13 protein-coding genes, 1 other RNA gene and 1 pseudogene are annotated in these 14,484 nt (G+C 68.6%); 5 read left to right on the plus strand and 10 right to left on the minus strand.

Annotated features, from left to right (window positions below):
- The first annotated feature begins 81 nt into the window (after nt 1–81).
- Nucleotides 82–1,578, plus strand: coding sequence for a CYTH and CHAD domain-containing protein (locus ACIGKQ_RS01165; RefSeq protein WP_266060917.1), 1,497 nt, complete (start codon nt 82–84; stop codon nt 1,576–1,578).
- A 32-nt stretch (nt 1,579–1,610) separates the two neighbouring features.
- On the opposite strand, the gene ACIGKQ_RS01170 is transcribed toward ACIGKQ_RS01165, so the two are convergent.
- The 6 genes from ACIGKQ_RS01170 to cobC form a co-directional block, all read right to left on the minus strand.
- On the minus strand, nt 1,611–3,038 hold the full coding sequence (locus ACIGKQ_RS01170; protein ID WP_396571998.1) for an RNB domain-containing ribonuclease: 1,428 nt from the start codon (nt 3,036–3,038) through the stop codon (nt 1,611–1,613).
- Between the two features lie 52 nt (nt 3,039–3,090).
- Nucleotides 3,091–3,519, minus strand: an RNA gene (gene rnpB / locus ACIGKQ_RS01175) — RNase P RNA component class A.
- A gap of 35 nt (nt 3,520–3,554) precedes the next feature.
- On the minus strand, nt 3,555–4,223 hold the full coding sequence (locus tag ACIGKQ_RS01180) for a bifunctional RNase H/acid phosphatase (protein WP_396571999.1): 669 nt from the start codon (nt 4,221–4,223) through the stop codon (nt 3,555–3,557).
- A 3-nt stretch (nt 4,224–4,226) separates the two neighbouring features.
- Entirely contained in the window at nt 4,227–4,964 is a 738-nt protein-coding gene (locus ACIGKQ_RS01185; protein ID WP_235722733.1) for a zinc ribbon domain-containing protein, read from the minus strand.
- A 161-nt stretch (nt 4,965–5,125) separates the two neighbouring features.
- A complete protein-coding gene (locus ACIGKQ_RS01190) occupies nt 5,126–6,244 on the minus strand; it encodes a Nif3-like dinuclear metal center hexameric protein (protein WP_396572001.1) in 1,119 nt (372 codons plus the stop codon).
- Complete coding sequence (cobC, locus tag ACIGKQ_RS01195; protein WP_396572003.1) at nt 6,220–7,296, minus strand: Rv2231c family pyridoxal phosphate-dependent protein CobC; 1,077 nt, start codon at nt 7,294–7,296, stop codon at nt 6,220–6,222. Before cobC ends, ACIGKQ_RS01190 begins: the two co-directional genes overlap by 25 nt.
- Nucleotides 7,297–7,326: 30 nt before the next feature.
- Here cobC and ACIGKQ_RS01200 point away from each other — a divergent pair, with 30 nt between their 5' ends.
- Nucleotides 7,327–8,043, plus strand: coding sequence for an HAD hydrolase-like protein (locus tag ACIGKQ_RS01200; protein ID WP_396572005.1), 717 nt, complete (start codon nt 7,327–7,329; stop codon nt 8,041–8,043).
- Nucleotides 8,036–8,515, plus strand: coding sequence for a low molecular weight protein-tyrosine-phosphatase (locus tag ACIGKQ_RS01205; protein ID WP_287016933.1), 480 nt, complete (start codon nt 8,036–8,038; stop codon nt 8,513–8,515). The genes ACIGKQ_RS01200 and ACIGKQ_RS01205 overlap by 8 nt, the downstream gene beginning before the upstream one ends.
- Before the next feature lie 8 nt (nt 8,516–8,523).
- Here the strand turns inward: ACIGKQ_RS01205 and ACIGKQ_RS01210 are convergent.
- Nucleotides 8,524–9,059, minus strand: a pseudogene (locus ACIGKQ_RS01210) (putative zinc-binding metallopeptidase); the annotation flags it as partial.
- Between the two features lie 103 nt (nt 9,060–9,162).
- Here ACIGKQ_RS01210 and ACIGKQ_RS01215 point away from each other — a divergent pair.
- Nucleotides 9,163–10,128: an SURF1 family protein gene (locus tag ACIGKQ_RS01215; RefSeq protein ID WP_287016934.1), complete on the plus strand. Its 966-nt coding sequence runs from the start codon at nt 9,163–9,165 to the stop codon at nt 10,126–10,128.
- Here ACIGKQ_RS01215 and ACIGKQ_RS01220 read toward each other — a convergent pair.
- On the minus strand, nt 10,106–11,080 hold the full coding sequence (locus tag ACIGKQ_RS01220) for a cobalamin biosynthesis protein (RefSeq protein ID WP_287016935.1): 975 nt from the start codon (nt 11,078–11,080) through the stop codon (nt 10,106–10,108). The two genes, ACIGKQ_RS01215 and ACIGKQ_RS01220, sit on opposite strands and share 23 nt — an antisense overlap.
- A 60-nt stretch (nt 11,081–11,140) precedes the next feature.
- Between ACIGKQ_RS01220 and ACIGKQ_RS01225 the strand changes: the two genes are divergently transcribed.
- Nucleotides 11,141–11,956 carry a spermidine synthase gene (locus ACIGKQ_RS01225; protein ID WP_396572008.1) on the plus strand — a complete coding sequence of 272 codons (816 nt, stop codon included), beginning with the start codon at nt 11,141–11,143 and terminating at the stop codon, nt 11,954–11,956.
- A 127-nt stretch (nt 11,957–12,083) separates the two neighbouring features.
- Here ACIGKQ_RS01225 and ACIGKQ_RS01230 read toward each other — a convergent pair whose 3' ends face one another.
- Nucleotides 12,084–12,908 (minus strand): maleylpyruvate isomerase family mycothiol-dependent enzyme, encoded by an 825-nt coding sequence (locus tag ACIGKQ_RS01230; protein ID WP_235722724.1) that lies wholly within the window; start codon nt 12,906–12,908, stop codon nt 12,084–12,086.
- A gap of 45 nt (nt 12,909–12,953) precedes the next feature.
- The gene (locus ACIGKQ_RS01235) at nt 12,954–14,405 is read right to left on the minus strand and encodes a family 1 glycosylhydrolase (protein ID WP_396572010.1); all 1,452 of its coding nucleotides are present in this window, start codon (nt 14,403–14,405) and stop codon (nt 12,954–12,956) included.
- Nucleotides 14,406–14,484: the final 79 nt, after the last annotated feature.

Genomic DNA, 14,484 nt, shown 5'->3' on the forward strand with positions numbered 1-14,484 from the left:
GGTGCACTCTAGACTCGTCAGGACGACGTATGCGCACGCCGGGCCACGCCGAGCCCCGGCCGGTGAACAGGAGGATCTGGGGTGGCCCCATCCGAGCAGATCGAAGTGGAACTGAAGTTCGACGTGGACGCGGGCCACACCGCCCCGGACCTCCGGATTCTGCCAGGTGTCATCGGCGCGTCGGCACCGGAGACCTTTCAGCTCGACGCCACCTATTTCGACACCGAGAACCTCGACCTCGCCGGCAACCGGATCACCATGCGCCGGCGCACCGGCGGACACGACGCCGGCTGGCATCTCAAGCGCCCCACCGGCATCGCCGGTGCCCGACGTGAGCTGCGGATCGGCTTCGGCGACGCGCCCGCCGACGCCGACGTCCCTGCCGAGCTGATCACCCCGGTCATCGCGTTGACCCGTACCCGCAAGCTGATCCCGGTCGCCGCGCTGTCCACCACGCGCACGGTGACCACGCTGATGGGCGCCGACGGTCGGCCCGTTGCCGAATTCGCCGAGGACCTCGTGTCCGCGCAGTCGATGCTGCCCGGCGGCCACTACCAGGAATGGGCAGAGTGGGAGTTCGAACTCCTCGACGGTGGCCGCGACACCCGTCTACTCAAGGCGGCCGAGAAGTTGCTGCGCAACTCCGGCGGGCGAACCGCATCGTCGGCGTCCAAACTTGCTCGTGCCATCGGTTCGACGCCGACCGTCGTCGAACCGCACCTCGGACGGCGCCCCACCGCGCTGGATCTGGTGGTCACCGACATCGCCATCCATCGCAACTCCCTGGTCGCCTACGACCCGCAGGTGCGCATCGACGCCGAGGACGCCGTCCACCAGATGCGGGTGGCCTGCCGACGACTGCGTAGCATCTTCGCCGGTTTTCCCACTGTGCTCGACCCGGCGCGTACCGCCCATCTGAACGAGGAACTGAAGCTGCTGGCGCGCATTCTCGGCGACGCTCGCGATTCCGAGGTTCAGATCGCCATCGACCAGGGACTGCTGCGCTCGGAAAACGCCTCGGCCGCACTGGTCGCCGAACTCACTGGCACCGAGACCACCATCCACGATCGGGCCATCAAAGCCGCGCACTCCGCGATGAATTCGGCCCGCTATTTCGCCTTGCTCGACTCGATCGACGAACTCATCGCCTCCCCGCCGCCGGGCCCCGATGCCGACATCGATGCCGTGACCGCCGTGGACCGGTCCATCGAGAAGAACCGCAAGAGCATCCGCAAGGCGCAGAAAACGCTGGCCGCGATGACCGAACGGTCCCCCGAGTGGGAGGAACAGCTGCACACGATCCGTAAGCGCGCCAAGCGGTTACGGTACAGCACCGATGCCGCGGAGCCGTTGGGTCGCAAGCGCTACAAGGCCGTCGCCAAGGCCGCCAAGCGACTGCAGAGCTCCCTCGGTGACTACAACGACACCCGCATCAACCGTCAGCGTCTCGGCGAACTCGCAGCCACCAACACCCTGTCGGGACCGGACATGTTCGTCCTCGGGCGCATCGACGCCCGGCAGGAGGTCGACGGCGAACGGGCGTTGGCCGACTACCGCAAGGCGGCCAAGGACCTCTGACGTTTGTCGGTGGTACCGATTCGAGGCACCAGCTACTGCCCCGAATCGGGGATGAACTCGAACCGCACCACCCGCGCGGACGGGTCGGCAGCCCGCAGCACCACCGGCAACCGACGCCCCGGTGGCGGGTCACCATCGCACGGAGCGATCACCGGGACCTCGGTGAGAAACACCTGGGCAGGCCGATTCTGCGTGGCCGAGTGCAAGACCACCGCCTCGAACGTCTCCCCCACTCGGTCGGCCAGTACGGTTGCCTCCGCTAAATCGATGCCGGCCCGGTCGGCAGCCGACGCCAGCGAGCCCGCCGACCGCAGCAGAGTCGGCAACGTCGGTAGCGCCCGGGTCACCCAGTCGGGCACCGGCTCGCCGGCTGTGACCGCCAGGCACACCTCGGTGGCGAACCGATCGCCGAGTCGACGCAGCGGCGCGGTCACATGCGCATACACCCCGCCGATCGCGGCATGACTCATCTTCTCCGCAGTCGCATGTCCGGTGTCACCGCCGAGCACGAGATGATCGGCTCCGCGCATCAGGCCCGCCCCGGCCGACATCAACGCAAGTGTGGCGGGTGCATCGCGTGGCAACCCGGCGAGGAACTGGCCGGGCGTCGCTCCGGGCGGCCACGGGACACCGAGGGCTGCGGCGGAGCTCTGCAGAGCCACCACCGCAGCATGATCGGCCGGCGGCAGGGTGCGCAGCAGGCCGACGCCCGCCTCGGCCATGATCCGCCCCGCACACATTCCGGTGAGCAGCGACAGCTGCGAGTTCCACATGTCGGCCGGGGTGTGCGGCGCCAGCCGCAGCATCCACCCACGATCGGTGCGCGTGACCTCTTGGTCGGGCAGGTCGAGTTCGACGGCGCCGCGTTCGAGTGCGACCCGGTGCCGCAGTTCGCCGAAAGCCGGTAGCGCCGCGATCGACGGATGCAGCCGGCCGCGCGTGGCATCGTCGGACACGCCGGCATAGGTCAGTTTGGCGACCGAACGGATCATCGTCCGACGCAGCGACACCTGCGTGACAGCACCCTCCGGGGTGACCCGGATGGTCCACATCACCGCCGGCCGACGCTGGTCGGGTAACAGCGAGCCGGCTCCCTCCGACAGCGCCCGGGGATGCAGTGGCACCGATCGGTCCGGGAAGTAGAACGTGGTGCCCCGCCTGCGGCTCTCCTGATCCAAGGCACCCTCGGGGGCCACGAGCGCAGCAACGTCGGCGATCGCGTAAGAAATGACGAAACCGTCGGCGTCGGCAGCGATGTGCACCGCTTGGTCCAGGTCCATCGACGTCGGCGGATCGATCGTGACGAACGCCAGGTCGGTACGGTCCTCCCGCTCACCCGCATACCGGTCCACCGGGTGTTCGGCCTCGGCCTGTGCGTCGGCACCATAGTCCTCGGTCACGCCGAGTTCGGTACGAACCGCGTCGAAGTCGAGATCGGGGGCCGACAGTACGCGCTGCACGCCCCCGACTGTATGCGAGCAGGTGCCCGACCGGTGGATCCCGGCCGCGGGGCGAACGAGTCGGCGTGTAAGCCGGATCCTGTTCCCGATCACGAGGACCGGGTGGCGACCATCCATCTGGGCACACCGTCGCCGGGTACCTCGAGCGGCCCACCCGCGGACTCGGGCGAGCAGCCCTCTGCCATCCGCGCACCCGCACACACGGTCTCCCGCGGTGCGAGCTTCGGCCTTGCTCCGGGTGGGGTTTACCGAGCCGGCACGGTCACCCGTGCCGCTGGTGCGCTCTTACCGCACCGTTTCACCCTTACCGCCGCCGATCTCGAAAGATCCGCGGCGGCGGTCTGTTCTCTGTGGCACTGTCCCGCGGGTCACCCCGGGTTGCCGTTGACAACCACCCTGCTCTGTGGAGTCCGGACTTTCCTCGATGTCGGCGTACCCGTTGTCGGGCCGTTCCGCGCACCGCGGCCGCCCGGCCGACTCGTTCGCCCATACAGGATATCGGTGCGCGGGCGCACCTCAGTCGAGGTGGCCCGTGTCGTTGACCAACCGGACCACCGATCCGCCATCGGGAAAGAACTCGGCGATCGACAGTGAGGCGAGGTCGAGGTGCAGGCGGAACAACAGTTCCGGGCCAGAGCCGAGGGCGTCCCGAAGCAGCGACTTGATCGGGGTGACATGCGACACCACCAGCACCGTCTGGCCTGAGTATCGTTGCAGCAGTGAATCTTTGGCTAATCGGACGCGCTCGGCGACCTGGGCGAAGCTCTCGCCGTCAGGCGCGGGAACGCCGGTGTCGGCCAGCCATCGGGAATGCAGTTCGGGGTCGCGTTCGGCGGCCTCGGTGAAGGTCAGCCCCTCCCAGGCACCGAAGTCCGTCTCGATCAGCCCGTCCGAGACCGTCACATCCAGCCCCAGCCGGTCGGCGACCGCACGTGCGGTGGTCTGCGCCCGTCTCAGCGGCGACGACACCACCGCGGCGATCTCGGGGTCGGCCCCCAGTCGTGTGACCGCCGCCGCCGCCTGACGACGTCCGAGCTCGGTGAGTTCGGGGTTGCCTCGCCCGGAGTAGCGGCGCTGCACCGACAGCTCGGTCTGACCGTGCCGCAGCAACAACAGCCGCGTCGGCCGCACCCGCTGCCCCTGCCAGGTGGGTGATCTGTCGCCGGTCGCGGTGGCGTTGGTCATCTACTACAGACCTGACTCTGCGGTCCGCACCAGGACCGCGCCACATTCCTCGCAGCGGATCACGTCGTCGGCAGACGCGCCGGAGATCGATGCGATGGTGCCTCGGTCGAGTTCCATTCGGCAGGCGCCGCACCGGCGTGCGCGCAGCAAGCCGGCGCCGACCCGACCGGACGCACGCTGCCGGTCGTAGATGGCGAGCAACTCGGGAGCGATGTCGGCAATCAAGGCCGTGCGCCGAGCGTCGGCCGCCTCGCGGTCGTCGGTTGCCGCGGCCAGCGCACGGTCGCGCCGCTCACGCACCGTCGCAACCTCGGCGTCGACCTGATCGATGGTTGCCGCGGCGCGTTGCTGTTCGGCGGCGACGGCCTCCTGCTGCTCCATCACACCGAGCATGTCGTCCTCCACCGCCGCGCGACGGCGAGCCAAACCGTTGAGCTCGTGTTGCAGTTCGGAGAGCGCCTTGGGTGCGAGCCCACCGGCGGTCAGCTGCGCGGAGTCCTTGGCTTCGCGCGCTGCCATCCCGTTCGCCTCACCCTCCATTCGGCGGTACTCCCGGGTCAGATCCTCCGCGGAGATCTCGGCGCGAACCAGGTCATCGCGCGCCACCTCGACGCGTTTGGACAGTTCAGCGAGCTCGGCATCCTCCGGGAGTGATGCCCGGCGATGGTCGATGCGAGCGATTTCGGCGTCGACGTCGGCGAGGTCGAGCAGGAGCCGCTGCGCTCCCGGATCCGCCTTCACCGTGCCCACCTCCGTCGTTGGCTGTCGTGCTGTGCAGTCGTCACCAGTGCCTCATCCCTGCGCCGTTCACTGTTCTGTTCTCCCGACGCGGGGCCCGCGGTGGGGCGCCGTGCGACGGTCCCCATACCGTACGCGTCCGCCCATGACGCCGGACGCGGCCGTCAGTATCTGGTGACGACCGCGAACGGATCGGTCGGTTCACGGTGAACCGAGACCGTGACATGCAACTCGGCGGCCAACATTCGCGATACCTGACCGCACCACGGGAACTCGGTGGCCCAATGCCCCGCATCGATCAGCGCCGGTCCGCCGCGACGTCGGTTCTCATCGGCCGGATGGTGGCGTAGATCGGCCGTGACGTACACATCCGCACCGGCCGACGCGACCGCCTCGAGCAACGAATCGCCTGCGCCGCCGCAGACCGCGACAGTGCCGACGGCGATCTGTGACGACCCTGCCACCCGCACTCCGGACGGGGTGTGCAGGCGCGCGGCGACCAGTTCGGCGAAGTCCGCGAGCGTGGTCGGTTCCCGGAGCCGTCCGATCCGGCCCAACCCGGTCGACATCTCGGTTTCGGCGAGCTCGAGGATGTCGAACGCCGGCTCTTCATACGGGTGCGCTCCGCGCAGCGCGGTCAGCACCGCGCGACGCAGTCGGCGCTGGGCAACCATCTCGAGCCGTTCCTCATCGACCCGTGTGCGCGATCCCACCTCGCCGATCGTCGGATCGGCCGATCCCTGCGCCTCGAACTGCCCCGTACCGACCACCGACCAGCAGCAATCCCGGTACTCGCCGATCTCGCCGGCCCCGGCGGCGAACATGGCCTCGCTGACCTGCTCGGCATTGCCTTCGGGCACCATCACCACCCACTTGTCCAGAACAGTCGACGACCGCGGCTCGATGGGGAACGTGTCGACCACGTCGAGTACGTCGGCGAGTGCATCGGAGACTCCGGGGCGGGCGCTGTCGGCGTTGGTGTGCGCGGTGAACAGCGCAATCCCCGACCGGATGAGCCGATGCACGATCCGCCCCTTGTCGGTGTCGGCCGACACCGAATCCACTCCGCGCAGCAACAGCGGATGATGGGCGACGATCAGCTGGGCCCCCATGCCGATCGCGGCCGCCACCACGTCCTCGGTGACGTCGACACAGGTCAGGATCGTGTCGACCGGCTCACCGGGATCGCCGCAGACCAACCCGACCGAATCCCACGGCTCGGCCAGCCCTCGCGGGTAGGCGCGGTCGAGGACCTCGATCACCTCGGCGACGGTTGTGGACATGACGCGATCTCCTCTCGAATGGCCGTGATGGTGTCGACGAGCGTTCGGGTGGTGGCGATGTCCCGCACGGCCAGACGTATGTGGTCGTCGTCGAGGCCGACGAAGTTCGCGGCGCTGCGCACCGCGAAACCCCGATCACGCAGTCGTTGTTTGACCCGCAAGGCCTGTGGCACCCGGATCAGCAGGAATGATGCACGTGGCTGCCCGCAGACCTCGAGGCCCGCCGACGACAGCATCGCGACCATCTCGGCGCGATCCGCGGCGAGCCGGCGCGCCTCACCGTGCGCGTACTCCCGACCGGTGGGTCCGACACAGGCGGTCAGCGCGGTCAGCGCCAAGGTGCCCAGCGGCCACGGTCGTCGGCCGACCGTCAACCGCGCGATCACCTCCGGGGCGGCGAGCAGGTATCCGGCCCGCAGTCCGGCGAGACCGAATGTCTTCGTGACACTGCGGATGACGATGAGGTCTGGGTGCGACCGGTGAGCGACGGACTCCGGTTCCGGACGGCCCGTGGCGGGATCGATCGTGATGTCGGCGAAGGCCTCGTCGACCACCACGAAACGTCCTGGTCGCCGCAGACGTTCGATCGCGGCGGCGGGGTGCAGCACCGAGGTCGGGTTGGTGGGGTTGCCCACCACCACCAGGTCGGCGTCATCGGGCACGGCGTCCGGGTCGAGTTCCCACGGGTCGGTGAACACGACATCGGTGATGGGGATCCCGGCGGCGCGCAACGCGATCTCCGGTTCGGTGAAGGACGGCTGGACGAGCGCGGCGTGGCGCGACCGCAGTCGCGGCAGGAGCTCGAAGCCCTCGGCCGCACCGGACAGCAAGAGCACCTCGTCGGAGGTTCGGCCATGGGCCACGGCAATGGTTTTCACCGCCCGCTGCTCGTCATCGCCCGACGGGTAGGCGGCCAGATCACCGATCCGGCTGGTCAGGGCTTCGGCGACGAACGGTGGCGGCCCGCCCCGCACGTTGACCGCGAAGTCGACAAGTCCCGGTTCGGCGTCGGCATCGCCGTGACGGTCCCGCGCGAACAGCCCCGATGTCATAAATCCCCAGCCTACGTGCACCATGGAACTGTGACCGACACGCCTGGAACACCCGATCTCGCCGCCCCTCTTGCTGATCCTCGTGATCCCTCGACGGTGCTGCTGGTCGACCTCGACGGGACGATCACCGACAGTTTCGACGGCATCGCCAACAGCTTCCGGCATGCTCTGGCCGCGGTGGGTGCCGACGCGCCCTCGCCCGAGGTCGTGGCCGGTATCGCCGGACCGCCGATGATCGACACGCTCACCGGCCTCGGGCTCGACGGCCCCACCGCCGACAACGCGATGCGTGCATACCGGGAGCGCTACACCGACGTGGGCTGGCTGGAGAACTCGGTGTTCGACGGTATGGGCGACCTGCTCGCCGACCTGCGGTCCGGCGGCCGCACCCTCGCGGTCGCCACGTCGAAGAACGAGAAGACCGCCCGCGCGATCCTCGAACACTTCGGGCTCGCCGAGCACTTCCACGTCATCGCCGGCGCCAGCGATGACGGCAGCCGACGCGCCAAATCCGATGTGATCGCACACGCACTCGCGCAGCTCGGTATCACCGCGGATCCCGGTTCTGCCGTGACCGATTCCCCTGTGGTGATGATCGGTGATCGCGCTCACGATGTGGAAGGTGCCGCCCTGTACGGGATCCCAGCAGTGATCGTCGCATGGGGTTACGCTCTGCATGGGGAGGAGGACTCGGCGGCCTGGTCGGTCGGGTCCATTGCAGATCTGCGCGAGGTACTTGGTGTCTGATCAACTACACGTGTGTTTCGTGTGCACCGGCAACATCTGCCGGTCACCTATGGCACAGAACATCTTTCAGTCGGCACTCGACGACTCGGGCCTGGGTGCGCGGGTCCGGGTGACCAGCTGCGGGACCACCGGGTGGCACACCGGCGAACCGGCCGACAACCGCGCGCGGACCGAGTTGCTGGCACACGGGTACCCGGACGCCCACGTGGCATCCCAGTTGTCCCCCGAACACTTCGACGCGGACCTGCTGGTGGCCATGGACGCCGGACACGTCCGCGAATTGGAACGCAAGCGGTTGGGAGAGCGGGTGCGTCTGCTCCGCAGCTTCGATCCCGGTGCGGACCCCGACGACCTGGATCTCAACGATCCCTACTACGGGACCGGCGAGGATTTCGAGGAGACCCGCGAACAGATCGAGGCCGCCATCCCAGGCCTGCTGGCGTGGGTTCATGCGACGCTGGACGGCAACTGAGCCGACCGTCACCCCGGCGACACGAGATTGTGCACGAAACGGATCTTGTCCAACACGCGGTCGGGCAGCAGATACGGATACAGATCGGGATGTCCCATCGAGCGGTTGATCTGATTCAGCGCCCAGCTCAGCGGTAACCACCACTCCACCAGCTGTTCGAATCCCATGTCGCCGGACATCACGCTCTCCGGCGACGAACCGGCGGGTGCCATCGCGAACGATGCCGCGGTGTCGAGGGTGTCCCGGATGTGCAGGTAATGCGCAAACGTCTCGGCGAAGTCCTCGGCCGGATGGGTGGCGGCTGCGGCCGACACGTAGTCCTGTTCCCAGCCGGGCGGCACAGATGGCGAGAGGCCCCGACCCGACGCTGCCTGATGGTTCTCGTCCGGATCGCCGAACAGCTCGACGAACCGCGCGCGTGCCGCGGCGTCGGTCAGGACCAGCTGGTAATAGTGGCCGACGTCGTGAGGAAGATGCCCCAGCACGGCGCGGTACGGCTCCGACAACTCCACCTCATCTGGTCGCGGTGCACGTCGTCACCTTCGCCCGGTCGCGTTCGAGTGAATTGCGACAACGCTACCGCGGGCCGCCCCCACCGAGCGTCACGCCGGGCCGAGTCGATTTCGTCCGCTCGGTACCGTTGTGGTGTGCATGTGTTGCGGACGTTCCTACGCCCGGGGTGGCTGGCCCTGGGTGTGGTGGTCGTGGCGTTCGCCGCGATGTGCTTCACCCTGCTCGCACCATGGCAGCTGGGCAAGAATTCTGACACCGAACATCGCAACGACCTGATCACGTCCGCCATGTCGCAGTCGGCAGTGCCGATCGACGAGGTCGCACCGGCCGGGGCCGGGTTCGACCCCTCGACCGAATGGCGTGAGGTCACATTGCGTGGGCGCTATCTGACCGATCGCGAGGTCCTGGTACGCCTGCGGTCGGTGGACGAACGGCCGGCCGTCGAGGTACTCACCCCGTTCGCCACCGACGACGGTTCCCGCGTGGTCCTCGTCGACCGCGGGTACGTCCGCCCCGAGCAGGGCGCGTTGCCGTCGATTCCCGCCGCGCCCTCCGAGTCGACCACGATCGACGCGCGAATCCGGAAGGGTGAGGGCACATCTCCGGGCCGCGGCGCCCATACCGAAGCGGGACGAGCGGCCGTCTACACCATCGACCCGGCCGAAGTCGGCCGCGCGGTCGATACGTCGCTGGACCCGTTCTATCTGCAACTGTCGCCCGACCAGCCCGGTTCCCTCGGCGAGATCTCGCTTCCCCAACTGGATTCGGGCCCCTACCTCTCGTACGGCCTCCAGTGGCTGGCGTTCGGGATCATGGCGCCGCTGGGCGCCGGATATTTCATCTATTCCGAGATCCGGCAGCGACGTCGGGCAGCACGGATGGCATCCGAGACCGAGTCCGGCATCGCGGTCGGCTCACCCGACGCGACCGCGGACCCGTCCGCTGCGGCCCGCAGCCGCCGAGAGCGCGTCCGCGCTGATCTGCGTGAGGCGGGCACCGCATCGGGTGCCCGGCAGCGTCATCAGATCGGCAACGCTCCGGAATCGGAAACAGCGGACGCTGACGTGCGCGCCAAGCTCAGTCGCCGCTACGGCGATTGACCAGAATCGCGATCATCGCCGAGGTCAGCGCGGCCGCCACCTGAACCCGGCGCGACAGGTGTACCGCGGCCCGCAGGTCGGTCGTCGTCGGCGCCGCCCCGGTCCCCAACAGCGGGCGGTTCTCGACGCCATGTCGATACTCGGTGCGCCCGCCGAGTCGGACGCCGAGCGTCCCGGCGAAGGCGGACTCGACGACCCCGGCATTCGGGCTCGGATGGCGACCGGCATCGCGACGCCAGGTGGCGACGGTCCGCGTCGGCGCACCGCCGAGCGCCACCACCAGCAGGCCGGACAGCCGGGCGGGCACCAGGTTCGCCAGGTCGTCGAGGCGCGCGGACGCCCATCCGAATCGCTGGTAACGAGGATTGCGATAGCCGACCATCGCGTCGAGGGTGTTGGCGGTGCGGTATGCGAGCAGGCCGGGCACGCCGGCCACCGCGCCCCACAACAGTGGCGCCACTGCGGCGTCGGAGGTGTTCTCGGCGATCGATTCCACTGCAGCGCGGATCATCCCGGCCTCGTCCAGAGCGTCCGGGTGGCGACCGCACAGGCTGGGGACCAAGCGCCGTGCCGCGTCCAGGTCGCCCGCGTCGAGGGCGTCGGCCATCGCCACACCCACCCTGCACAACGTCGTCCCGCCGAGCACCGCCCAGGTGGTTGTGGCGGTGACCAGAACCGTGCCCTTTGCACCCGCCCGTCTCGTCGCGAGCGCGCCGATGCCCCACGCCGCCGCCACACTCAGCCCGGTCAGCCCGGCACCCCGGGCGTGCGCATCCCCGTACAGCTGTTGCTCGAGTACCGCGATCGCGCGGCCGATGCCGGCCACTGGATGCCAGCGCGGCGGATCGCCCAGCAACCGATCGGCGAGGGCGCCGAGCACGAGGCCGCTCGCGATGCCGCGCCCCGATCGGGCACGGCGGATGGGCGCAGGTGGGAGCGATGGATGCGGCACGTCGGCGATCGTATCCGCGCTCGATCCTGCGACCGTCGGCGGCGGCATAGACTCACCGCAATGCCCAGATCCCAGGCCGAGCCCGTCGCCGGCACCTATTCGATCGACACCGGCGTGGCCGAGTTGATGCCGGACACCATTGCCGGTGGGTGGCTGCTCACTGTCAACGGGTCGCAGAGTTCCCACATCCACCCCGACCCCGCGGTCCTCGACTTCGAGTACATGCGGCAGATGAGCGCGGTGATGGCGGAGAGGTTTCCGTTCGACAGCCCGGTGCGCGTTCTGCACCTGGGTGCGGCGGCCTGTGCGTTGCCACGGTTCATCGCCGGCCGATACCCGGCCTCGAAGCAGGTGGCGGTGGAGATCGACGGTGAGCTCGCCCGCCTGGCCCGCGAGTGGTTCGATCTGCCCCGCGCCCCCCGGTTACGCATCAGGGTCGGCGATGCCCGCGAGGTGGTGACGTCGCTGACCGCGAACACTCGCGACGTGATCGTGCGGGATGCATTCGCCGGCGCCCGCACTCCACGCCACCTGACCAGCCGGGAGTTCCTCGAGCAGGCCCACCGTGTGTTGGCCCCCGGCGGAATATACCTCGCCAATTGTGGCGACAACCGGGATCTCGCGCTGGCCCGCGCGGAAGTGTCCACCGCCACGACCGTGTTCCGGCACGTCGCGTTGATCGCCGATGCGGCGATGTTCAAGGGCCGACGCACCGGCAACATCGTCCTCGCGGCCGCCGATCAGCCGATCTCCGCGACCCCGGAACTCGTCCGAACGCTGCTGAGTGATCCACAACCCGCCCAGATCCTCGACGGCCCACGCGCCCGCGAGTTCGGTTCCGGCGCGATCATCACCGACGCCCCCACCGCTGGTTGACGAAACCGGCCAGCACCCCACCCAACTCATCCGTTCAGACGACACCGGGTTCTCGACAGTGAACCTTCGGATTCCGAACTCGAAACCTGCCTCGCACACACGTTCGCATACGACGCGCTCCCGAGCGTCAGATCACGTAGTTGAGGGCGCCGACTATGGCTCGACCGATCTCGTCGTCCCCGGCGATCGCGACCCGGCTCGGGTCCGCACTTGTCCGTCCGCCGGCCAACCGGGCGAGGTCGATCGAATCGACGGTCAGCGTGACGTCGGCGGAGTCGTCGCCGTCCGGGAACTGATCGACCTTGGCAGCCCGGTCATCGACGTAGATCCGGATGCGCCGGGCCGCGAGGCCCTCGAGCACGAACAGCACGCAGCTGCCCTTGGGAGTCGCGGCTCGCTTCCCGACCACGAACGGCAGCGACGCGGCGATCTCGTCGAGTGCCACACCGGCCGGCCCCTCGTCCGAGGGGGCCGACCCACCGGTGCTGTCGCGTAGGTCGATCTCGTGCATCCAGCAGTCGAAGACCCTGATGCGCATGAATCGCCCATACGTGTCCTGGCCGGCGGGGGTGAGCGCGTCGGAGTCGAACTGCTCTTGTGTCATCGCACGCAGATGTTCGGTGCGGACACCGACGATCTCCCGGAACGCCTCCATCACATCCGCACGCGGCGATTCCCGATAGTGGTCGAGCCATCGTTCGTTGAGTTCACCGATGGGATTGCGGACATGCTCGAGTGCACTGACGTCGCGGGCGGCGGTTACGTCGCGCCCCTCGAGGATGCTCTCGGTTCCGATCACGTGCGCCACGATGTCGGCGATCGACCAGCCCGGCAGTATCGAGTCCGCCGACCATTGTTCGTCGCTCAGCGCAGACACCACATCGTCCAACGTCTGCCACTGCGCGATGAGCGCGTCGACGATGGGCTCCGCGGGCAACACGGTCTTGGCCATGGGTGGCCTCCTTGGTCATCGAAGGGTCTGTCATCGAAAGGTCTGTCATCGAACCGGTTCCAGGCAACTCGAGGGCGCCGCGACCAGCGAACAGACCTCGGCGCTGCGGGTCGGCCGGTACTCGGCCGGAACCCCGTTGGCGGCCGTGATCCGCCGGTAGGCCTCGACCGCATCCGTCGGCCGGCGGGTCAGTGTCGGGTCGGTCCCCACGTCCACCGTGTAGAGCCCGAACCTCGGTGTGTAGCTTCCCCACTCGTAGTTGTCGGTGAGACTCCAGTAGTTGTACCCGATGACGTCGACGCCGTCGCCGCGGGCCCGTTGCAGCCAGTAGACGAGATCGCGCAGATGGTCCCCACGCCGATACCCGTCCGGCCGGTCGGCGCCGTCGCGTGTGGGCATACCCGACTCCACCACATACAGCGGGATGCCCGGGAAGCGCCGGGCATAGTCACGCAGCGCGTAGTAGAGACCGTCGGCCGCAACGGGGGCCAGCCACTGTTCCTCGGTCGCCGCACGCCAAGCATTCGTGTCACCCGGCGACACCGAGTAGTAATAGTCGATCCCGATGAAGTCGAGGGCGCCGCGGAGCCGATCGAGGTAAGCGATGTCGAGAGCCGGCTCCACCGTGGGAATGTAGGCGACATTCGACGACACCATGGCGTTCGGGTCGCGGCGGTGGATGTAGCGGTAGATCGCCCGATGCACGTCGACGAGACCGTCGACCATCGTCGGGACGGCTGCAGGCGTGATCCCCCCGATGCGCAGCTCGTTGGTCACGTAGGTGAACGGTTCGTTGATGGTGATCCAATAGGGGTGGAACCGGTCGTAGCGGTTCACCACGCGCCGCGCGTTGCGCAGCCAGTACTCGCGTGTGGCCGGGTCGGCCCACCCACCTCGGTCGGCGATCCAGCCGGGATACACCCAGTGGTCCAGCGTGATCATCGGGCGCATGCCGGCGGCGACGATCGCGGCGACCACATCGTCGTAGTAGGCCAGCTCGTCGTGGTCGATCACGCCCGGCCGCGGCTCGATGCGCGCCCATTCCACTCCGATGCGGTAGACGCCGACACCCAGCCGGGCGGCACGTGCGATGTCCTCGCGGTAGCGGTGCCGAAAGTCAACCGATGTCCCGACCCGGTCGTGCGTGCGGCCCGAGTGGGTGTGGCGCCGCCAGTTGCTGTCGGGCGACGACCCTTCGCTCTGGAATCCGCTCGATGACACGCCCCACGCGAACGTGCTCGGTAGACGCGCCGGCGCTGCACCGGCGGGCGGTGCGATTGTCCCGAGGAGAAGTATCACGGCGACAACGACGATGGCCGACAACACTGTGGTCGAGCGCGCGGCGGGTCGGGCGGCATGGGACGCTTTGCCTCGGAGCACCAGCCAAGGATTCCAGATCCGGCACTCGCGGGAAGGGAAACCGCGTCCGGCCAACACCACCCGATGCCACCGAACCGCGCCGTACTCTGTGGCGATGCCCGGCTCCCGACGTCGCATCCGGCGGCGCCTCTCCGTCGTCTGGTTAGGTCTCATCCTCGCCTCGGGACTGGGTGCGAGCCTCGCCCCCGCAGTGACC

The sequence above is a fragment of the Gordonia sp. NPDC062954 genome (genome assembly GCF_044543825.1).
GTDB classification, from domain to species: Bacteria; Actinomycetota; Actinomycetes; order Mycobacteriales; family Mycobacteriaceae; genus Gordonia; species Gordonia tangerina.

Coding starts and splice junctions, on each gene's coding strand:
- ACIGKQ_RS01235 (WP_396572010.1), bottom strand. CDS start 14,405: ATGCGACGTCGGGAGCCGGGCATCGCCACAGAGTACGGCGCGGTTCGG.
- ACIGKQ_RS01180 (WP_396571999.1), bottom strand. CDS start 4,223: ATGACCAACGCCACCGCGACCGGCGACAGATCACCCACCTGGCAGGGG.
- ACIGKQ_RS01230 (WP_235722724.1), bottom strand. CDS start 12,908: ATGGCCAAGACCGTGTTGCCCGCGGAGCCCATCGTCGACGCGCTCATC.
- ACIGKQ_RS01190 (WP_396572001.1), bottom strand. CDS start 6,244: ATGTCCACAACCGTCGCCGAGGTGATCGAGGTCCTCGACCGCGCCTAC.
- cobC (WP_396572003.1), bottom strand. CDS start 7,296: ATGACATCGGGGCTGTTCGCGCGGGACCGTCACGGCGATGCCGACGCC.
- ACIGKQ_RS01225 (WP_396572008.1), top strand. CDS start 11,141: ATGCCCAGATCCCAGGCCGAGCCCGTCGCCGGCACCTATTCGATCGAC.